This is a genomic window from Helicobacter equorum (genome assembly GCF_900198655.1).
GTDB classification, from domain to species: Bacteria; Campylobacterota; Campylobacteria; order Campylobacterales; family Helicobacteraceae; genus Helicobacter_F; species Helicobacter_F equorum.
Genome location: NZ_FZPO01000010.1, coordinates 40,359 through 60,754 on the forward strand (window position 1 = coordinate 40,359; position 20,396 = coordinate 60,754).

Below are 20,396 nucleotides of genomic sequence, written 5' to 3' on the forward strand. Positions count from 1 at the left end.
TCATATATCCGAAAAATCCTTTGTAGGCAAGGCTTTTGTTGTTTTGGCGCCAAGTTTTTTTAGGGATTCAAACCTTGAGGCGAGACTGCCTCTGCCACTTATAAGCTTAGAATCTATCTCATCACTTTGCTTTCCTAAACGCTCAATGAGTTTTTTTAGATTCATAAAATCCTCTGTAACTCCTACAAATTTATCATAAAACTTGCCTATCTCTTCAAAAGCGCTCCGCACTTTTTCATCGCTTTGGATATGTACCCAACTTACTTCAATGGTTTTTAACGCCATAAAAAGCGTATGAGGCGTCGTAAGATACACCTTTTTTGTATATGCGTATTGATAGATTCCATTATCCACACTTAGTGCAAGATCAAGGATATTTTGATAAGGAATAAATAACAACACAAATTCATATGTATGGGATTGAAAATTTGCGTAAGGCTTTTTGGCTAATTCATCAATACGATTTTTGAGATTGCGTGCAATTTCTTGGCACACACTCATATCAACAGATTGAAAGCTAAAGTCATTTGGTAGCGGAAACTTAGAATCTATAATAATGCTTTTTTGCTTATCCAAATACACCACTGCATCCGGACGATACCCACTGCCTTCAAGACTAAAATGCTCTTGAAGTTTGTATTGCTCTCCCTCAATTAATCCGCTATGCTCCAAAACATTTTTTAGCTGAATCTCGGCAAAGTTGCCACGGATTTTCTTATCACCCTTTAGAATCTGTGCAAGTTTATCTGCATTTTGTCCTATATCTTGAGTATATGCAAACATATTTTTGATATTAGTTTCTAACTTGGTTTCATTAGCTATCAAGTGTTCTTTATATTCACGCATGTTCTCACGCACAGGAGCAAACACAGATTCTAAAATCTTTTTAGAATCTTCCATAAGATAGAGTTTGTTTTGTTGGAGCATACTTTGAGATTGAATCTGCAATGATTGAGCAAATTCCTTCTTAAGCGTAGCAAGGTTTTGGGCATATGTTTGCTCAAGGGTTTGTAAAAGCGTCGCATTAGAATCCATATACGCCTGTAACCTAGCATTTTCTTGTAATAGTTTTGTGTATTGTTCGCTAGATTCTCGAATTTGGGTTTGTAGTATCTGTTCATTATGTGTGAGTGTTTCATTATGTGTAAGCAATGTCTGCAAGTCCTTACGCAATGTAGTGTTTTGGAATTTACTTCGCATAAGTATGGCAAAAAGGATAATAACACACACTAGCAACAATCCGGCACAGACATATATTATTTGCATATCTTGTCCTTTTTAAGAAAGGGTGTCTTCTTGCGTAAAAGCCAAGATTTTTTCGTGCAACACACAACCAGTCTCAAAATCCAATGTGCAAAATTTATAAATGTATGTCCGAACTTCATCTAGATTTTGTGCCACCCCCTGTGATACATAGACATACAAGATTGCTAAAAAGTGTGCAATAAATCGCATAAAGTACCCCAAAATTTTTATCTGCCATTATACTTAAAATTTTGTATAATGACTGCGCTAGAGTTGTTAGGAGGAGTGATGAGGATTTGGCTCAAATATTGTAATATCATATTGTGTGTCATCGCTACAATATTTGGAGTGTTTGTATTCCCACACAACAAAATCACTCAAGAAGTGCTTGATTTATTTCCAAACAATGCACAACGAGAAATTATTGATGTGTATCGTGAATTCTCAAGTTCTCGCTATGTGCTTGTCGCAAGCAAAGGTTTTGATGAAAACTCAAAAAATACCCTTGAATACTTTTTGCAACGCGCACGCTCCCTGCCAAATGTTGCAACAACCTTTACGCACAACCAAACCCCACAAGCCTTGCAGAATTTTATCACTACACACTATATCGCTTTTGCCTATCCCCGCACAAATCCACCACAAGTAGCATACACACCTGCTTATATCACAACCCATATCACACAAGGCGTGCAAACTCTGCTACAAACTAAAAATGCACAAGATATAAACCACAAAGACACGTATCTTACAGATCCTGCCACACAAGAGGGCTTTTTTAATCCTTATGATCCCCTTGGTTTATTCTACCTGCCACCTCAAGAACAACAAACATTCATTGCCAAAGATTATGGGTTTTTGGGCATTGTAGAATTACACAGCATAGAATCTAACTCCATACAACACACAATCACAGACTTTGAATCTCTTGCCAAAGACTTTCCTACAATACGATATTTCTCACAAAATTTTATGGATTCTATCAACCTATCCTTGACACTCAAGGAAGTAGGATTTTTACTCACTTTTTCATCAATTGTATTTATTATGCTGTATTTTATCATTATTCGTATTCCTATGCTCACGCTTAGTAGCATTGCGACTTTGGTTTTTGCCAATATCATGGCAATGTTTGTCGTGGCAAATGTCTATCCACAAGTAACAATTATGGCACTGACCTTTGGTATGGGGATTAGCAATATCGCCATTGATTATATGATGCACCACAATTTTTTTGGACTCTATGCCACCAAACACAGAACATTTAATTATCCAGTTTTTTATGGCTATCTAACAACAATCATAGGTTTTGTAACTTGTCTTTTTATCCCCTTTCCTCTTTTGGCACAACTTTCGTTATATGCGATTGTTTCGCTAAGCATAAGCTATGGTATGTTTGCCTTTGTGTATCCACACATTGGGTTTAAAAATCCAAGATTTTTCCCTACATTAGCCAAATGGCGCATACTAAGAATTCCTGTGTTATGGTTTTTTGTGCTTTGTGTGATCCATGCAGGAATTATTGCAACACATTTACATACAGATTTTGATCTCTCCAAATTAGGATACTACAACAAAGATTTAGAAATAGAGCGAGATTTTTTTGCCAATGCTTATAATCAAGATACAAGCCAAATTCTCCTCTATCACCAAAATACCCAAGGACTTATTACACTTGCTAATACCCTGCAAAACGCGCTAGATTCAAAAGACCATAGCACCATCATACCACTTAGCCTCTTTCCAGATACAAAACGCCTAAAAACACAAGAAGCCTTCTTGCAATCGCCTATTATACAACAAGACATCGCTACGCTACAACGCGTGTTACCAAGCATACGCGCTAATATTTTGGCACATAGTAGCCCAGACACACACCAAACAATTTCTGCACTTTTTGATAATATGACAAAAGCGTATGACTTAGATAAACTTCAAGATCTGCATAGCCTCACACCAACAATGCTTGATGAGATGGGGTTTCGTATCATTACACACAATGACTTATTATATTATCTTGCCAATATACACACCCAAAACTTAGCCTTTATCCAAGAATTTGCCAAAGACACACAAATCAACGATCTAGGCAACATAGAAACACAATCACTCCAAACCCTCCTTAGCCACATCACAGATTCTCTATATACACCTATGTTTGTCGTGCTAGGCATAGCATTGTGTGCCATGCTTATAACAATCGCCATTAATGCAAAAGGGACATTTTTGGAATGTGCTATATTCGTGCTTTTCCCGCTATCAAGTGCGCTTTGTGTGATTTCGCTACATAATCCTCTTAATATTTTACATCTCTTTGGACTACTTATTCTTGTTGTTGTCAGTGTGGATTATGGAATCTATGCCACAAAAGAGGGGCTAAGCTTACGCACAATGCACGCAATTTTTTTCTCTGCCATCACAACGGGCGTATCATTTGGAATCTTAATGCTTGGTAATACTAAAGCAATCGTATCCTTTGGTGAAGTGTTTTTTGTAGGCATGATGTGTATTTTGGCACTACTATTTTTACTCAAAAAGAAACCTTAGTATAAGAATATCAGGGATTCTTTGTAAGATTTATGCTTAAACTTAGTGTTTTTTGCTACAATCCATAGTTTATTTTCGATTTTTGTAGGAACTGGAGGGATTTAGGTGAGCAAGATGAGGCATTTTTTGACACTTAGAGACTTGAGTAAAGATGAGATTCTAGAAATCGTTGATCTTGCACTACAAATCAAACAAGAATGGCAAAATCAAACACAGCCCTTGTATTTAAAACGCAAAACTTTGGGTATGGTCTTTGAAAAATCTTCTACACGCACGCGCGTGAGCTTTGAATCAGGTATTTATCAGCTTGGTGGTATGGGAATCTTTCTCTCCAACAAAGATATACAACTTGGGCGTGGCGAACCTATCAAAGACACAGCACGAGTTATAAGTTCTATGCTTGATATGGTGATGATGCGCACAGGCGATCACGCAAGAATAGAAGAATTTGCGCAATACTCTAGTGTGCCCGTTATTAATGGATTGAGTGATGATTATCATCCAGTGCAACTTATGGCAGACTATATGACAATGGTAGAGTGTGGAATCTCTATGCCACACACAAGTAACTTTTATCCACGCACCCAAACTCCACAAAAACCTATCGTAGCATACATAGGCGATGGTAATAATATGGCACATTCATGGCTTTGGTTGTGTGCAAAGCTTGGGTTTGAACTGCGCATAGCTTCACCAAAGGGCTATGAACCAAAAACCCATATCTTAAACCAAGCCCTGCAAGAAGCCAAACATAGTGGGGCGCAAATTCTAGTGTGTGATAATGTGCAAGTTGCCGCTAGTGGGGCAAATGTCGTTACAACTGATACATGGGCATCTATGGGACAAGAAGACCAAAAAAAGGAACGACAAGAAGCATTTAAGCAATATTGTGTCGATAGTGCTACAATGGCACTTGCCAACAAAGATGCGATCTTTTTACATTGCCTCCCAGCATATCGCGGACAAGAAGTAAGCGAGGAAGTACTTGAAGGCACACAAAGTAGAGTATTTTTGGAAGCACAAAACCGCCTCCACGCCCAAAAAGGCATTATGGTATGGCTACAAAGGCAAATGCACGATGAAATTCACAAAAAATGAACTTTTACTTCAAGAAGATGTGCACCGACAATTTGGCATAGGGTATCTAAGCAAAATCGATGATAAAAGCGCATTACTCAAACTCCAAGAAGGAAACCTTAATAACACGAAAGATATTTGGTTTTTACAAGATAATGAAAATCACGAATTTGTCCTAATGCCTCAAAGTATGTTAAATACATTACTAAAGCGTATCAAAATGATTCAAGAAGAAAAGCTTTTTATGAAATTAGAGCGTGAAATTGCTACACAAATGCCTATTGATTTTGATGATGCAATGAGTGTGGCACAAATGTATGTAGAATCTCATCGCCAAAGCGATGGTTCACTCCCTGCGCTCAATGTCACTTCTGTGGTGCGTGATATAAAAAAACAACACCCAAATTTATTTTTTAACCTTGATGACTATATACTCAAACAAAAACAAGGTATGAGCAATGATTGATTTTGAAAAGTTTGCCGCGCACTCCAAACCCGGTCCTAGATACACAAGTTATCCCACTGCTGTGGAATTCCATAATAATTTTTCTTCCAAGGAATATATAGAAAATCTCCAACGTAGTGATGAAAAATACGCGCACATACCGCTTTCTATATATGTGCATTTGCCATTTTGTCAATCTGCATGTTATTTTTGCGGTTGCAATGTCGTCTATACAAGCAAAGAGGATAAAAAAACACGCTATATAGAATATTTTAAAAAAGAACTTACTCTCTTGGCAGATAAAACAAACACAAAAAGAGAAGTGGTGCAATTCCATTTTGGCGGTGGGACACCGACGTTTTTCAATGCCACTGAACTCCAAGAGGTGATAGAATCTATACGTGCGATATTTCCTAATTTTTCTTCAAATGCTGAAATAAGTTGCGAAATCGATCCAAGACATTTCACTCAAGATCAAATGCAAGTGTTACACAATGGTGGTTTTAATCGCCTAAGTTTTGGTGTACAAGACTTTAACCCAAAAGTCCAAGAAGCCGTGCATAGACACCAAAGTCCAGAAATTGTGCAAAAAGCCGTGGAGTTAGCACGAAAGTTTGGGATAGATTCTATTAACTTTGACCTCATCTACGGGTTGCCATTTCAGAATCTTGAAAGCTTTAAACAAACGCTTGATGCCGTCTTAGAACTTTCTCCAGAACGCCTAGCAATCTTTAACTACGCACATGTCCCATGGATGAAAAAAACAATGCGCAAAATTGATGAAAGCACACTGCCATCACCGCAAGAAAAGCTTCAGATTCTCAAACAAAGCATTGAGGTGCTAGGATCAGCAGGTTATGAAATGATCGGTATGGATCATTTTGCTAAAAAAACCGATGAACTATATCGCGCCAAAATACAAAAGCAATTACGAAGAAATTTCCAAGGCTACACGACCAAAGGGTTTTCGCAAACCATAGGTATTGGATTGACAAGCATTAGTGAAGGCGTGGAATACTACGCCCAAAACTACAAAGATATGGCAATGTATGAAAAGGCAATTGATAATGGAATCTTGCCAACAGAGCGAGGGATAAGACTCACGCAAGAAGATAAATTGCGCAAAAGTGTCATTATGGAACTTATGAATACTCTTAGTCTTGATTTCTCACACGCACAACAAGAATTTGGCATAAATTTTACCGATCATTTTGCGCGTGAATTAGCGCTTTTAGCCCCATACCAAGAAGCTGGATTGATTGAGGTTGGCAACAATGCGATCACAACTACACAAACTGGCGGAATGCTTATCCGTAATATCGCAATGTGCTTTGATGCATATCTACAAGATGCAACCCAACAAAAACGCTTTAGCAAAACAATCTAAAGGATAGCCATGTCGCCCTTTGATTTACAAAAAACCGCCCTTTCTTGCGTGAAATGCGGAAAATGTATTCCTGATTGCACCATTTATCAAGTTAATCGTGATGAGACCACATCACCTCGAGGCTTTTTGGATCTCCTTGGTGCCTACAAAGCTGGGCATTTACCCTTAGATTCTACAAGCAAAAAAATCTTTGAGACTTGCTTTTTATGCACTACTTGTGTAACAAACTGCCCCTCAAGTCTCCCTGTAGATACCGCCATAGAATCTGTGCGTATTGACATCGCACAAGAATTTGGCATAAGCTGGTATAAACGCTTATATTTTTTCTTACTGCGACACAGAAAAATAGCTGATCTTGTCTTTTCTTTTGTGGGATTCCTTGCACCATGCTTGTTTAAAGGAGATACGACCAAAATAAGACTCCCTATAAAACGCAGCGTGTTTCCGTTTGCTAAAAAATCCTTTTTACAAAAATATGGCACACCAATGCCAAATACCACACAACACCTGGAATCTAGCACTACCAAAAATCGTCGTGTGGCAATTTTTATCGGTTGCTTGGCAAATTATAATTATGTCAATGTTGGGGAAAGTTTATTAAAGATCTTAAAAGCCCTAGAGATAGAAGTCTTTGTCCCCAAATTTCAAGAATGCTGTGGCGCACCAGCATTTTTTACCGGCGATATACGCACTGTTACTACGCTTATAAAACGCAACATTCAATATTTTGAAAGTTTTTGGGATGAAATCGAAGCGATGATAATCCCTGAAGCAACTTGTGCTGCGATGATTAAGGTGGACTGGAAACATGCACTAGAACTTGGTAGCGAAGAATCTACATGGATAGAGCGTTTAGAACGCCTCTTGCCAAAAATATTTATGACTAGCGAATGGCTTAGTGCAAAGACAGATATTCTCACACGACTTGATGACACACGCCAAGAATATGCTATCACATACCACGATCCTTGCCATGCAAGAAAAGTGCTTGGTGTGTATAAGCAACCTCGCGCATTACTAGCCAAAAATTTCACTATCAATGAAATGTCAGACTGCACACGCTGTTGTGGCTTTGGCGGAATTAGTATGCAAAGCTCTAATTACGCCCTTACACTCAAAGCAGGGATACCAAAAGCACAGAGTATCGACAAAAGCGGTGCACAGATTGTAAGCGCGGAATGTGGAGCATGCAGAATGCAACTCACAAATGCTCTAGATTCTATCAAATCACCTGTGCGTGTATTTCATCCGCTAGAGCTTTTAGCCGATCAACTCCCATCTCAATCACACTAAGGCTTCTTTAAGAGATTTTGTCTATTACCACTTCTCTTGAGCGGCAATAATCTTACGAGTAATCTGTCGTATTTGTGGATCTTTGGTATAACTCAAAACAATTTTTAAAAATCTAACCGCACCTTGATGATGAGCAATCTATCACGGAGATGATCAATCTCTACACTCTTAGATTCTGATGGATTTTGAGCCATCATAGGCATAGCCTCTAGTATAGTTTGACACTTAGTTGCTGTTGATCCCCAGTATCATGAGAGTGCATATGATGATGTGTATCGGCAAAAATCAAAGTCATAGTCAATATTCCAAAACCTAACATTAAACCAAACAATGCCATCAAAATCCTATGGGTAAATGCCGTGACGTATGTATGAGGTAAATCTAAATTGATATATTTGTGTAGAATATTTTTGTATAATTACATTTTTATCGTGCCTGACCCCTTCATCTAGTGGCCAAGGATACCGCCCCTTCTAGGCGGTCACGCAAGTTCAAATCTTGCAGGGGTCGCCATTAGCTTTTGTCTTGGCTACCATTCTCCTTTTTAGGTTTCTCTTGCGTTTTTGGTGTCTGATCTTTTTGCTCAACTAAAGATTTTTTGCCTTGTTTTTTATCTTTTTGGCGATCTAGTCTTATTTTTTCTTTTAATACCTTTGTTTTTTTGCGCTCCTTAAATTGTGTCAAAATGTCCTTTGTGGGATTGTCGCTATAGTGTTGGTATTCAGAATACTGCCACACAATATGTGGATCTGGGAGCAAACAAACACGGGTTTGATCTTTGTCTTCATAATCAATTTTGCTTAACAAATCCCGCGCAACATTTAATCTAGCACGTTTTTTATCATCGGTATTGACAATCACCCATGGACAAAAATGCGTATGTGTGCGTGCAAACATCTTCTCAAATGCCTCTGTGTATTCATTCCAAAGCCCCAATGACTTATCATCAATAGGGCTAAGTTTCCACATACGCAATGGATCTGTTTTGCGTCGTAGGATTCTGCGTTTTTGCTCCTCTTTGCCCACATCAAGAAAATATTTAAAAATCATCGTGCCACTAGCAATAATCATATTTTCAAGATTAGCTACTTGTGTAATAAATTCCTTATATTGTTCTTGGGTGCAAAAACCCATTACCTTTTCTACACCTGCGCGGTTATACCAACTCCTATCATAAAATACAATCTCTCCACCGCTAGGAAGCGTAGAAATATAACGCTTAAAATACCATTCAGTGCTTTCTGTTTCTGTAGGTTTTGAAAGTGCCACAGTGCGACAACCTCTAGGATTAAGATGTTCGGTTAGTGCCTTTATCATACCTCCCTTACCTGCTGCATCGCGACCCTCAAAAATAATCATCACCTTTTTTTTGTATTTTTTGACCCAATTTTGCAATTTACAAAGCTCAATATGAAGTTTTTGTAACTCTTCTTCGTAAAAAGACTCTTTCATTCTGCCAGACTTCTTTTTATACACATCTTTAATATCCAAGCTGTTTTCTGGACGAATCACAAGCTGTTGCTTAGTTTTTGACATACCAACTCTCCCTGTAGTTTAGATTAACTTTGAGAGTATAAAAAAATGCATTAATAAATGCTAAAATATCAAAATCCACAGCTTACAAAATACCAAAAAGGTACTGTTATGAAACATACGACTTCCTTTTTGCTTATGGGTATAGATTCTCTAGGCACTATTACACTCCTTGATACACTTGCAAAACAACATGCTATCGTTTTAGAATCTAAAGATTTTTTTATCAAAGCCTCGCATACCGATAAAGCAACATTGTGTGCGTTTTTTGATGAGATACATACACTCTTTGGTGCAAAACTTCTTCTTACTACAAATCTAGCCAAAACCGCCATTACACTTCTTAAAGATACAAACCAAAAATTAAGCACGGCAGAAAGTTGCACAGGAGGATTATTAGCCTATGAATTTACCCAAATTAGCGGAGCATCGGAAGTATTTTTGGGTGGCGTAATAAGCTATGATAATAGCATTAAAGAATCTTGGCTAGGTGTAGATTCACAGGATTTACAAAGCTTTGGTGCAGTGAGTGAGGTAGTTATCTCCCAAATGTGCAAGGGAATCTTACATTTAAGTGGTGCGGACTTTGCCCTCACTACAAGTGGTATCGCTGGACCAAACGGAGGAAGTGTACAAAAGCCTGTAGGACTTGTATATGTAGGTGTGCAACAAAGAGGCAATGTCGCAAAAATAGAGCAACACATCTTTCATGGTAATCGCAAAAGCGTGCAAAAACAAGCCACACAAACCGCAATTCTTATGCTAATAAGAGAGATTCTAAAATCCTAAAACCCTCACATTCTATTTGTCTTGAACAATACTCACACTAAGTTGCAAAATCTCTGGGTGTTTGGCAATAAACTCATTGATTTCTTTCAAAGAAAGATGAGAGATTTTAGCAACATCTTTTTTATGGTTATCAAGTGGCATATTACGCATATAATTCATAAATTTAGCCTGTAGGCGTTGTGAGAGTGTCTCCTCGCCCAATGGCTCACTACCAAGAATAAAGGCTTTGGCAGAATCTAGCTCATCTTGCGTGATACCATTACTCACAAATTCTTGCATAACTTCCTGCACGACCTTAAGAGCCTCGTCCTTAGAATCTAATCCTGTTTGGAGATATCCCACACCATAATTTACCACATCGCTTCCGCCTGTGATACTAAAATATGCGCTATATGCTAAACCGCGCTTGACACGTACTTCTTCCATTATCCGAGAGCCAAAGCCTGATGATCCTAACACAAAGCTCATCACTTTTGTTTTGTAGTTTTCTGTGGTTTTGGCATAAAATGGCGAGGCAAAATGTATATAAGCTTGTTGGGTTTGTTTGGACACAACTATTTCTTTTGGAGTTTTTCTCGGTGTTATTGAGGGCTTAGAAACCTTTGTACCTACAGGCAAAAAGCTAAGTTCCTTAATAAGTTGCTCTTTGAGTTCTTGTTGTTGCATATCACCACCTGCTACAATGATGAGGCGATTAAGCACGAGATTTTGACGCAAATACTGCTCAATATCCTCTAGCGTTATAGAATCTACACTTGCTATATCTCCTATGCTAGGGTATTCCATAGGTGTATTTTCAAAAAATATCGCATCAAGGTTTGTGCGTGCAACATAATCAAAGTCATTTTCCTTGCGTAAAATTGTGGCTTTGGTGATGCCTTTTAGCTTTGCAAGGCTTGCTTGTGTGATATTTGGATCTTTGAGTAAATCTACAAGGCACGAAAGTGCGAAGTCTTGTTGTTCCTTTAAAAATGAGAGTTCAAAACTCAATGTTTGCATACCAGAGCCCACATTAAGCGTAATAGCCTTAGATTCTAGTTTGTCTGCAAACGCAATATTTCCAAGCGTATATGTGCCTTCATTAAGCAATCCAGAGGCAAGATTTGCAAGTCCTGCCTTTGCTTCTTTGGTATTTTTTGGATTTGCTATCACATCTTTGGTATTGATAGCGTCATACATACTTCCCGCACCTTGAAACACAAGTCTAATTTCCCCCACAGGAAGAAGATCGCTTTGCTCAAAAATAAGTGGTACATTGACATCATTAATGCGCACATATTCCACTTGAGAATCTTTGGATTCAAAGTAATTACTTTTTAAAACCATACACAAACCTCCAACAAATAGCAAAAAGCCGAAAATACCACGATACAATTTCCTTGACATAGGTTTCTACTCCCTTAGTAACGCTGCAAAATCTCATAAGCAGTATTGCGTTTAGCAGGGTTATAACCCAAATCCTTGATAAGCGCTATCATTTCTTTTTCATTCATAGAATGACTAGCGCCAGCCGAAGACACAACATTTTCTTCCATCATTGTGCTTCCCAAATCATTTGCACCAAAAAGCAGAGCTAATTGCCCAATATAGGGACCTTGTGTTACCCAAGAACTTTGGATATTTTTAAAATTATCAAGATAGATTCTGCTACATGCCAAAAGACGCAGATATCTATGTGAACTTGCACATTTGATATCAGGAAATTCCTCTTTAAGTGGAGTGTTGTTGGGTTGAAAGCTCCAAAGAATAAATGCCCTAAAGCCATGATATTTGTCTTGAAGATTGCGCAATGCCTCCCAATGTGCAACAATATCTTCATCAGATTCTACACTGCCAAACATCATCGTAGCAGTCCCTTTCATACCGATTTTGTGCGCCTCTTCATGCACTTCTAGCCACTCACGAGTATCAAGTTTTTTTGGTGCAATAATATCACGCACTTTATCACTCAAAATCTCTGCACCTGCACCAGGCACAGAACTAAGCCCCACTGCCTGCAAACGCTTTAATACTTCTGGAATGGTGATTTGTGAAACTTTGGCAATATAATTAATCTCAATAGCCGAAAATCCGTGTATTGTGATTTGTGGATATTTTTGGTGAATGTGACTTACAAGATCTTCGTACCATTCTATTTGTAATTTAGGATGCACACCACCTTGAAAGAGAATCTGTGTGCCACCAATGGCGATAAGCTCCTCAATTTTGGCATCAATCTCATCAAAGCTCAAAATATACACGCCTTCTTCATTAATGCGTCGCTTAAAAGCACAAAATTTACAATCCACCCAACAAATATTTGTGTAATTGATGTTTCTATCTACAACGAATGTGATTGTATTACTTGGATGTAGTGCATCTCGAATCTGTGTGGCGCGTATGCCCAAATCTTTGAGTGAAGCATTTTTCATCAAATCCAAAATCTCTGCATTACTCACGCGCTTTTTCGCAAGAATTGGTGTAGTGCTCATATGCTGTCTCCTTTAGTGATTCTAAAATCTCGTGCCCATAGTAAATTCAAATGTCGAAGTAAAATCATTTGGCTGTGGATTGATCGCTCGTGGGAATACAAGCACCAAAGGTCCAATAGGACTCACCCACTCTATAGCCACTCCCCATGATTGTCGCATTGTCTCATTGATTGAATCTACACCTATCATACCATAATCATAGAAAACCGCTAAACGCATTTGTGCTTTTTCCAAGATTCCATAACTCAACTCTACAGAGTTTGTCATCATATAATTACCACCCACACGAATACCTTGTAGATAGCTACTTGTGTAATAGCGTGGTGTAAGAGAACTTATCTGATATCCACGAACACTCGTGATACCACCCATATAAAATTTACTTGTAATAGGCGTATATCCATGGTCGATAATCATACCTGCTTGCATCTTGTAGCGCGCGATAAGATCTAAGCCTATGAGACTTTTTAAATGTTTATAAGCAGCAAACTTCCCATAAATCTTGCTATATTTCTCTTGACCACCAAGCCCAGCATATTCCAAATATGCAGAAGCGATGATACCATTTTTAGGGAAGTAGTAGTCATCTGTGTTATCAAAGTAGATACTTGGACTAATAGCACTTTTTAGTGGCGCATCAAGGGGAGTTACCCCATTTTTATAAACTTCTTGGAAATACTGCATATACGCATTGCTTGTAGCTTCTTGATAGAATCCTAAAATTCTTGTAGTACTTAGCGTATAACCCAAAGAAACCCTAAAAGTATCCGTGATCAAGCGTCCGAAGTTTATGCTTCCACCCACGGTTTGTTCGCGATAATCCCAGTTCCAATATGTTGAAACAAATCCACTAACAGATTCACTATATTCAGAATCTAAGATACGCGGATTGGTAAGTGTGAGATTAAAAAGCTGCCTACGATATGACCAATCCATATAAAGCTGTCCGCTATGTCCTGTCCCAAAGAGATTTCTCTCTCTAATAGAGGCATTAAGCATAAGCCTATCATAGCTTCCATATCCAAACCCAAACATAAGCTCACCAGTGCGTGCTTCTTGGACACTTACAAGCAAATCCATAGAATCTTCGCTTACCCTACGCTCCTCAATCTCTACTTTATCGAAGTATCCCAAGCGTTTTAGAGCATTTTCGGATCGGCGTAATTGTGAGAGAGAATATTCATCGCCGGGTGCTAAGAGCAATTCTCGTCGAATAATCTTATCAGCAGTTCGGGTATTGCCCGTGATAATCACGTCATTTATCTTAACTTTCTGTCCTGTTTGCACATAATAAATAACCTTGACTTCAGAATCTGCTGTATTTTTATCCAAATCAGGAGACACACGCGTAAAGGCATAACCCAAATCCGCAACTTCTTGCTTAATAATATCCATATCCGCCCGCAGATTCTCTATATTAAAATATTCTTTCTTTTGAATCTTAAGTTTTTTAAGAAGCTTTTCCTCTGAAAGCACAGGATCTTGCAAAACAATTTTTACATCAGAAGTCTTATAACGCTCACCCTCTTGTATCTTATAATATAGTTGTGCACTATAGTCGTTAAAATCCGTCTTCAAAAAAGCTGGAGACACATTCGCGTCCAAAAAACCTTTTCGCATATATGCGTCCTGGATTCTCGCACTATCAAATTCTAAATCATTAAGTTTGAGTTTTCCATCATTGCGTCCCCACAGCCATCCCGCAAATTGCTTTTCCCTATTGGCTGCAAGTTCTTGAACTTCGCTCATGCTTAATTTTTCACGCCCTTGATAATATGCCTTAGTAATGATGATATTCTCACCTTGATTGACATTCAATGTAATGGCATAAGCATCATCGCTTCCTATAGGTGTAAGCTCTTCACTAATCACGCTACCATAATAGCCCTGATATTCTAAGATCGTCTTAATAATAAGCTTGGCACGCTCTAGCTTGACTTCATCATAACTATCACCTTTTTTGATACCAATCTGATTATACAAAGTTTCTTTTTCTTGCTCATTACCGTAGCCCTTAATCTCTACACTCGCAATCTTAGGGCGTTGTTTAAAATGAAAGGTTAAAACCCCATTATCAAAGGTCGCATATACATCAGAAAAATACCCTTGTTGAAAAAATGCAACAACTGCATCATCAACCTTCCCTACATCAAGCATATCACCTGGCTTTATTTTTGAAATTTCTGCCGCAAGAGTGTCGGACACAGAAGTGCTACCCTCATAGCGCACGGCAGTAATTTGTGCGCCATAGACGCTATTTATACATAACAATAAAAATAATAATTTTAGACATCTTTTCATACGCTTATGAATTCTCTCATATTTTAGATTCTTGCATTCCAAACTCACATGAATAGGGGTGAGATTATACTTAAAAAATATTAAAAAGAATCTAAGCTATCACAATGCATCAAGTAAAGTTTAAGCAATAACAATAATCCTAAATCTACCCATATTAATGTATGACTCACATCTGTAGATTCAATTAAAAATGTTTCATATATGCCATATTGCGATAAAAATTTCCCAAAATTTTTCACACTTGACTTGACAACTAAAAAAATAAGATATAATCGCAAAGCTTGCTGTCCGACACAGAAGTCTTAGTCCTGAACACTATCAAAGAAGTAGAGGAACAAGCTAAAACACATTTAAGGAGAGCATTATGTCATATGCACAAGAAGTTTTAAATAAGGTAAAGACAAATTATCCTTCACAGGTGTTGTTTCATCAGGCGGTAGAAGAGGTTTTAGAATCTCTTAATCCTGAACTTGAAAAAAACAAAAAATACCAACAAAATGCTATCTTAGAGCGCCTTGTTGTGCCAGATCGCGAGATTCACTTCCGTGTAAGCTGGGTTGATGATGCAGGCAAAGTGCAAGTCAATCGTGCATACAGAATCGAATTTAACTCTGCAATCGGACCATACAAAGGTGGTTTGCGATTTCACCCAAGCGTTAATGAGGGTGTTATCAAGTTTTTGGGATTTGAGCAAATTTTCAAAAACTCTTTAACAACTCTTGCTATGGGTGGTGGCAAAGGTGGTAGCGACTTTGATCCAAAAGGAAAAAGTGATGGCGAAATTATGCGATTTTGTCAAGCATTTATGAATGAACTATACCGACATATTGGCGCCACTACAGATGTACCTGCTGGTGACATAGGCGTAGGTGGGCGTGAGATTGGTTATCTTTTTGGGCAATACAGAAAACTTACCAACCGCTTTGATGGTGTGCTTACTGGCAAAGCTCTTGAATGGGGTGGAAGCTTAGTAAGAACAGAAGCAACAGGTTATGGAAGCGTGTATTTTGCACAAGAAATGCTTAAAGTACGTGGAGAAAGCTTAGAGGGTAAAGTTTGCACCGTTTCAGGAAGCGGAAATGTGGCTATCTACACAGTAGAAAAGCTTCAACAGCTTGGTGCAAAACCCGTAACTATCAGTGATTCTAAGGGTATGATTTATGACAAAGATGGTATTGATCTTGCGTTACTCAAAGAACTCAAAGAGGTAAAACGTGCCTCACTTGAAGAATACGCACAAAAAAGAAGCAGTGCAGTATATACTAAAGCAAGCGACTACAAAGCTGGCACAAATGATGTATGGGCAATTCCTTGTTTTGCAGCTTTCCCTAGTGCAACACAAAATGAATTAAGCCTAGAAGATGCAAAAATCTTGCTCCAAAATGGTTGCCAATGCGTAAGCGAAGGTGCTAATATGCCTTCAACAATGGAAGCTGTGCATCACTTCATCCAAGCAAAAATTTGTTATGGTCCTGGTAAAGCAGCTAATGCTGGTGGTGTGGCAGTAAGTGGGCTAGAAATGGCACAAAATGCAAGTATGACACCATGGAGCTTTGAAGTTGTTGATGAAAGACTTCAAGGTATCATGAGAAGCATCTTTACAAATGCAAGCCAAACTGCTGCAGAGTTTGGTGATCCTACAAATCTCGTTTTAGGAGCAAACATAGCAGGCTTTAGAAAAGTCGCTGGGGCGATGATTGATCAAGGTGTGATTTAAATATCTCACACCTTGGCTTTTAGATTCGCTGGTTTTAAAATTTCTAATATCTGTGGGTAGTAAGCAAGGATATTATCCAAATGCTTTTGGCTTGCAGTGGCGTTGTATTTCCACAAAGCATTTTCCTGGCTACCCCAAGTTGTGATTGCATTTGCAACAGAATCTGGATCATGGTTTTCAATAAGACGAATTTTGGTTCCTTGTAAAAGTGCCATAGCCCAAAGCCAAATATCATCGCTTGTAGGAGCAAGACGCATAAAAATTTCAGAATCCACCACATCTTTATGAAGACAATGTGGTGGATAAAGCACGCCCCCTACACCAAATAAAAAGTTACGATATGAACTACGCGGTGGGATTTGATATTTAAAAATTTCTAACCAATTATTACAATCCTCAAGTACGCCATCTTTATCAAAAATCACATATCCCACCCAATGACAATGCACATCTTTTGGGAATTTTTCATAGCTTTCTACTAAACGCTTGACAATAAAGTCTGGATAAAAAATATCATCATCAAATGTAATAATGCAAGATTGTGGGTATGCACGGATCGTATGAATGATCTTGTTGTATGGGCGAAGATTTTCATCACTAAAGGCAATTTCTAAGCCACATTTTTCAAACTCTAAAATATGCTTTGGCACATCTGCGCGCCCATTGGGACATTCTTGTTTGCTAAGCCAAAGGATAATTTTATCAGCCTTATAACTTTGTTTCATAATTGAATACAATGTATAGTGCAACTGATAGAATCGCTTTGGATAAGAAGTTAGCGAGATAATAAGTGGTATTTTTGGTGGAGTTGGATTTAGGCGGATTCCAAAAGTATTTGAACGCAAAAATCTCTTAATTTCATTTTCAAGTAAGAAAAACTTAATCTTTTGTTTAGTCCATCTGATGGGGATATATGGTAATTTAAGAAAAATCTTTATCCAAAAAGGCAAAGTGCGAAGATAAGAAAAAGCCTTTTGTTTTGCAGTAAGATGGGATTGCTTTGGTGGAAAATGAGGATGTAGGAGAGAATCTAAATCATTTGAAGTCTTAGAGCCTGTATGCCCCCCCCCCCGTATTGCTTTGCTGTAAGGCGCTATTTTCTTGCATTATTTTTCCTTGTCTCTATTTAAAATTCAAATCACAATTATAAAGAAAAAATATAAAAAACCACTAAAGCATTGCCTAGCTTAGAAAATCTCTCTAAATTGCCTTACCAAAGGAAATGGGCTTTTTTCTCGCAAGCACAAAAATGCATTCATGCTCAAGGTTGTTGCCATAGCTTTTGGTGTATTTTTGCAAAAGAGCTTTTTTAAAAAATCCTTTTTGTAGGCCATTGATACCACTTAACGCAAGGTGTTTGAAAATTCTAACGTGCTATTAAAATGCAAAATTTTGTCTGCGTGCTTAAATGCAAAATTTCAAATTCACTCTCCATTAGTGCGCGGTATTCCTCCAAATCCAAATATTCTAACCCCACATTGCAAAGCTCTCTTACCTGCCAAAGGTTAGCTTTTCCAAAAGTGCCAAATACAAGTAAGCCTTGTGGATGTAAAATGCTTGCAATTGCTCCAAAGCTTCTCTTTGCTCAAGCCACTGCAAACAAACGTTTGAAGCGATACAAGAAAATGCTGGTTGAGAAAATTTGTACAATCATTCATATCAAAACGCGCAAACTCCACGCCAAAATCACTAAATGGTGGATTCTCAAATACTTTTTTATAATCATTAATATCATTACAAAGCATTTTTTGGTGCAAAATTTTCTAGCAAAAGGCGTGTGTATTGTCCCCACGCGCAACCAAATTCAAAAACATAGCTAAAAATATCAGCTAGATTTTCACTTTGCAAAAGCATAAAATCGTGCAAAAGTGCAATCAAATACCGCGCTATAAAATGATTGATCAAGATGTATTCTAAAAAATACACGAGTAATCCGCCCATAAGGGCAAATTACTACCCTCGTTACAAATCATTCTTCTTTAATGTGTATAAAGAAGCTCTTGTATATGGTAGAGTGTGTTTAACTCGATCACAAGCTCACAAGCTACCCTTGCAAAGTCCTCGCGAACATGTAATGTATCCTTGTCAAACTCTCGCAGATGTGCGATTGGCATTTGGCTATATTGCGTGATAAACTCTTCACTATCATATGCTTGACTATCACAAGCACCACTTATTATAAGCCCCAATATGTCTATATTTCTAGTCTTTAGTGCCTCTATGCTTAATAAAATATGATTGATTGCACCCAAATAATGCCGCCCTACAAGCACCACCGGTAAATGATGGTATGCTACCCAATCCAACACACAATGCGTAGAATCTATAGGTGTATAAAGTCCTCCAGCAGTCTCTATCAAAATAGTAGTCTCTGGTGTGGTGCGTGTGGGTAACGGAAGCTCTAGCGCATCATAATGAAGAGATTCTAATTTTTTAGCTCTATGTGGAGAAGTAGGAGTTTGCAAGGTTATAGCACTTGGGATAATGTGCGTATGTGGCGTGAGAGTGGCAATAACATCACTATCTGTTGGTGTACCTGCTTGCACAATCTTATGATATGCTAAGCCTAATCCATAACAAAGTGCGGCACTCACTGCACTTTTCCCTACATCTGTGTGCGATCCTACCACCACCAAATACGGCAACCGCATATATTTATCCTTACTTAACATCGTGTGTCAATTGCCTTCCTAAGCTTACACAAAGCAACCTATAGCTCATCACCATTTTTTCCATTCCCTCGCGTATAATCCCCACAGATTTATAATAAAATCCCTCAATATCATCTCTAGGCAAATGTAACGCACTCACCATGAGATTATGTAAAATATGTCCAACACTCCCCTCAAAAAGTAACCCCACAAAGGTATTTTGCGCACTCATCTTAAGACTAAAGTGGTGCACGCGATCGATTAGGGCAAATAATTCCTTTTTGTTGCATACTCTGCAGGATAAAAGCGTCATAAATTCCTCTTTGTATGCAAGCACTTCCGCAAGATTCAAATCCCCGTATGTCCTAAAAACTTGTGTATAATCGGTACTACAATGTGCGATAATTTTGTTGATAGCTTTTTGCTTTTTTCCTCTCTCAAGCTCACGTAAACTAAATTCCTCTATACTGCATGCCTTTGTTCCTTGTATATACGCACCCTCACCGAGATTCAGCACGATACGCGGTGTAAATGCCTTGATACATCGCTCCATACTACGCGCACTCAAACTAAATAGCGCGTCAGAATAAACACTAGATTCTGTATTACCTTGCACCTTGAAGGCATGAGCTGGAATCTGTGGCACCTCTTTGCCATAAAAAGAGTTTTTGGCATGTTTGCTTTTGCCCTCGATATAGCCACAATCAAGTCCGCATATCAATACTTCCTCGCCCAAAAGTGCAGCAAGTGCAAAACCCGCATTGCCAACATATGGCGCACTAAATTCCACAACGCTTTTTGCACCAAACATATAAGCCCCTGCACTTCCACCGCGCATAAATATATAAGCGTTTTTGCCAAGAGCCAAAGCTTCTGGCTGCACGACGCTACCACAAAGTAACGTGGTATCGCCCAAAGGTGCTTGTATCAGCACATCTTT

General features: G+C 38.3%; 17 protein-coding genes, 1 tRNA gene and 1 pseudogene. 8 read left to right on the plus strand and 11 right to left on the minus strand.

Going from position 1 to position 20,396, the window contains the following annotated elements:
• Positions 1 to 1,266 carry a DNA recombination protein RmuC gene (locus tag C6H22_RS02600; protein WP_104693782.1) on the minus strand — a complete coding sequence of 422 codons (1,266 nt, stop codon included), beginning with the start codon at positions 1,264 to 1,266 and terminating at the stop codon, positions 1 to 3.
• A 12-nt stretch (positions 1,267 to 1,278) separates the two neighbouring features.
• Complete coding sequence (locus C6H22_RS08605) at positions 1,279 to 1,455, minus strand: hypothetical protein (protein ID WP_158654596.1); 177 nt, start codon at positions 1,453 to 1,455, stop codon at positions 1,279 to 1,281.
• A gap of 78 nt (positions 1,456 to 1,533) precedes the next feature.
• Between C6H22_RS08605 and C6H22_RS02605 the strand changes: the two genes are divergently transcribed.
• The 5 genes from C6H22_RS02605 to C6H22_RS02625 all read left to right on the plus strand — a co-directional run bounded on the left by C6H22_RS02605 (position 1,534) and on the right by C6H22_RS02625 (position 7,994).
• Positions 1,534 to 3,792: an MMPL family transporter gene (locus C6H22_RS02605; RefSeq protein ID WP_104693783.1), complete on the plus strand. Its 2,259-nt coding sequence runs from the start codon at positions 1,534 to 1,536 to the stop codon at positions 3,790 to 3,792.
• Positions 3,793 to 3,906: 114 nt separating this feature from the next.
• Positions 3,907 to 4,890 (plus strand): ornithine carbamoyltransferase, encoded by a 984-nt coding sequence (gene argF / locus C6H22_RS02610; protein WP_104693784.1) that lies wholly within the window; start codon positions 3,907 to 3,909, stop codon positions 4,888 to 4,890.
• Complete coding sequence (locus tag C6H22_RS02615) at positions 4,871 to 5,335, plus strand: DUF2603 domain-containing protein (protein WP_104693785.1); 465 nt, start codon at positions 4,871 to 4,873, stop codon at positions 5,333 to 5,335. Before argF ends, C6H22_RS02615 begins: the two co-directional genes overlap by 20 nt.
• A complete protein-coding gene (hemN, locus tag C6H22_RS02620) occupies positions 5,328 to 6,701 on the plus strand; it encodes an oxygen-independent coproporphyrinogen III oxidase (RefSeq protein WP_104693786.1) in 1,374 nt (457 codons plus the stop codon). Before C6H22_RS02615 ends, hemN begins: the two co-directional genes overlap by 8 nt.
• Before the next feature lie 9 nt (positions 6,702 to 6,710).
• Positions 6,711 to 7,994, plus strand: coding sequence for a (Fe-S)-binding protein (locus C6H22_RS02625; RefSeq protein WP_104693787.1), 1,284 nt, complete (start codon positions 6,711 to 6,713; stop codon positions 7,992 to 7,994).
• A 24-nt stretch (positions 7,995 to 8,018) separates the two neighbouring features.
• Here C6H22_RS02625 and C6H22_RS09160 read toward each other — a convergent pair whose 3' ends face one another.
• The gene (locus tag C6H22_RS09160) at positions 8,019 to 8,090 is read right to left on the minus strand and encodes a hypothetical protein (protein ID WP_382275620.1); all 72 of its coding nucleotides are present in this window, start codon (positions 8,088 to 8,090) and stop codon (positions 8,019 to 8,021) included.
• A gap of 341 nt (positions 8,091 to 8,431) precedes the next feature.
• Here C6H22_RS09160 and C6H22_RS08610 point away from each other — a divergent pair.
• Positions 8,432 to 8,507: transfer RNA gene (locus tag C6H22_RS08610), tRNA-Glu, on the plus strand.
• On the opposite strand, the gene ppk2 is transcribed toward C6H22_RS08610, so the two are convergent.
• Positions 8,508 to 9,530, minus strand: coding sequence for a polyphosphate kinase 2 (ppk2, locus tag C6H22_RS02635; RefSeq protein WP_104693788.1), 1,023 nt, complete (start codon positions 9,528 to 9,530; stop codon positions 8,508 to 8,510).
• Positions 9,531 to 9,638: 108 nt separating this feature from the next.
• Between ppk2 and C6H22_RS02640 the strand changes: the two genes are divergently transcribed.
• Positions 9,639 to 10,316, plus strand: a complete 678-nt coding sequence (locus C6H22_RS02640; RefSeq protein ID WP_233707005.1) for a CinA family protein — start codon at positions 9,639 to 9,641, stop codon at positions 10,314 to 10,316.
• Positions 10,317 to 10,328: 12 nt separating this feature from the next.
• Here C6H22_RS02640 and C6H22_RS02645 read toward each other — a convergent pair whose 3' ends face one another.
• The 3 genes from C6H22_RS02645 to bamA form a co-directional block, all read right to left on the minus strand.
• Positions 10,329 to 11,642: a M16 family metallopeptidase gene (locus tag C6H22_RS02645; protein WP_104693801.1), complete on the minus strand. Its 1,314-nt coding sequence runs from the start codon at positions 11,640 to 11,642 to the stop codon at positions 10,329 to 10,331.
• Between the two features lie 74 nt (positions 11,643 to 11,716).
• Positions 11,717 to 12,787 carry a dehypoxanthine futalosine cyclase gene (locus C6H22_RS02650; RefSeq protein ID WP_104693789.1) on the minus strand — a complete coding sequence of 357 codons (1,071 nt, stop codon included), beginning with the start codon at positions 12,785 to 12,787 and terminating at the stop codon, positions 11,717 to 11,719.
• Positions 12,788 to 12,808: 21 nt separating this feature from the next.
• A complete protein-coding gene (gene bamA, locus C6H22_RS02655) occupies positions 12,809 to 15,088 on the minus strand; it encodes an outer membrane protein assembly factor BamA (RefSeq protein ID WP_104693790.1) in 2,280 nt (759 codons plus the stop codon).
• Between the two features lie 364 nt (positions 15,089 to 15,452).
• On the opposite strand from bamA, the gene gdhA reads away from it, so the two are divergent.
• Complete coding sequence (gene gdhA / locus C6H22_RS02660; RefSeq protein ID WP_104693791.1) at positions 15,453 to 16,805, plus strand: NADP-specific glutamate dehydrogenase; 1,353 nt, start codon at positions 15,453 to 15,455, stop codon at positions 16,803 to 16,805.
• Positions 16,806 to 16,810: 5 nt separating this feature from the next.
• Here gdhA and C6H22_RS02665 read toward each other — a convergent pair whose 3' ends face one another.
• From C6H22_RS02665 to C6H22_RS02685, 4 genes and pseudogenes are all read right to left on the minus strand, one after another.
• Positions 16,811 to 17,650 carry a glycosyltransferase family A protein gene (locus tag C6H22_RS02665; RefSeq protein WP_158654597.1) on the minus strand — a complete coding sequence of 280 codons (840 nt, stop codon included), beginning with the start codon at positions 17,648 to 17,650 and terminating at the stop codon, positions 16,811 to 16,813.
• Between the two features lie 889 nt (positions 17,651 to 18,539).
• Entirely contained in the window at positions 18,540 to 18,746 is a 207-nt protein-coding gene (locus C6H22_RS02675; RefSeq protein WP_104693794.1) for a hypothetical protein, read from the minus strand.
• A 38-nt stretch (positions 18,747 to 18,784) separates the two neighbouring features.
• Positions 18,785 to 19,456, minus strand: coding sequence for a dethiobiotin synthase (gene bioD, locus C6H22_RS02680; protein WP_104693795.1), 672 nt, complete (start codon positions 19,454 to 19,456; stop codon positions 18,785 to 18,787).
• A 10-nt stretch (positions 19,457 to 19,466) separates the two neighbouring features.
• Positions 19,467 to 20,396, minus strand: a pseudogene (locus C6H22_RS02685) (motility associated factor glycosyltransferase family protein); the annotation flags it as partial.

Bases quoted from the DNA above. Each gene is read 5' to 3' on its own strand.
- argF (WP_104693784.1), top strand. From the start codon at position 3,907: ATGAGGCATTTTTTGACACTTAGAGACTTGAGTAAAGATGAGATTCTA.
- bamA (WP_104693790.1), bottom strand. From the start codon at position 15,088: ATGAAAAGATGTCTAAAATTATTATTTTTATTGTTATGTATAAATAGC.
- bioD (WP_104693795.1), bottom strand. From the start codon at position 19,456: ATGCGGTTGCCGTATTTGGTGGTGGTAGGATCGCACACAGATGTAGGG.
- C6H22_RS02615 (WP_104693785.1), top strand. From the start codon at position 4,871: ATGAAATTCACAAAAAATGAACTTTTACTTCAAGAAGATGTGCACCGA.
- C6H22_RS02625 (WP_104693787.1), top strand. From the start codon at position 6,711: ATGTCGCCCTTTGATTTACAAAAAACCGCCCTTTCTTGCGTGAAATGC.
- C6H22_RS02645 (WP_104693801.1), bottom strand. From the start codon at position 11,642: ATGGTTTTAAAAAGTAATTACTTTGAATCCAAAGATTCTCAAGTGGAA.
- C6H22_RS02605 (WP_104693783.1), top strand. From the start codon at position 1,534: ATGAGGATTTGGCTCAAATATTGTAATATCATATTGTGTGTCATCGCT.
- gdhA (WP_104693791.1), top strand. From the start codon at position 15,453: ATGTCATATGCACAAGAAGTTTTAAATAAGGTAAAGACAAATTATCCT.
- C6H22_RS02650 (WP_104693789.1), bottom strand. From the start codon at position 12,787: ATGAGCACTACACCAATTCTTGCGAAAAAGCGCGTGAGTAATGCAGAG.
- C6H22_RS02600 (WP_104693782.1), bottom strand. From the start codon at position 1,266: ATGCAAATAATATATGTCTGTGCCGGATTGTTGCTAGTGTGTGTTATT.
- C6H22_RS08605 (WP_158654596.1), bottom strand. From the start codon at position 1,455: ATGCGATTTATTGCACACTTTTTAGCAATCTTGTATGTCTATGTATCA.
- C6H22_RS02675 (WP_104693794.1), bottom strand. From the start codon at position 18,746: ATGGGCGGATTACTCGTGTATTTTTTAGAATACATCTTGATCAATCAT.
- ppk2 (WP_104693788.1), bottom strand. From the start codon at position 9,530: ATGTCAAAAACTAAGCAACAGCTTGTGATTCGTCCAGAAAACAGCTTG.
- hemN (WP_104693786.1), top strand. From the start codon at position 5,328: ATGATTGATTTTGAAAAGTTTGCCGCGCACTCCAAACCCGGTCCTAGA.
- C6H22_RS02640 (WP_233707005.1), top strand. From the start codon at position 9,639: ATGAAACATACGACTTCCTTTTTGCTTATGGGTATAGATTCTCTAGGC.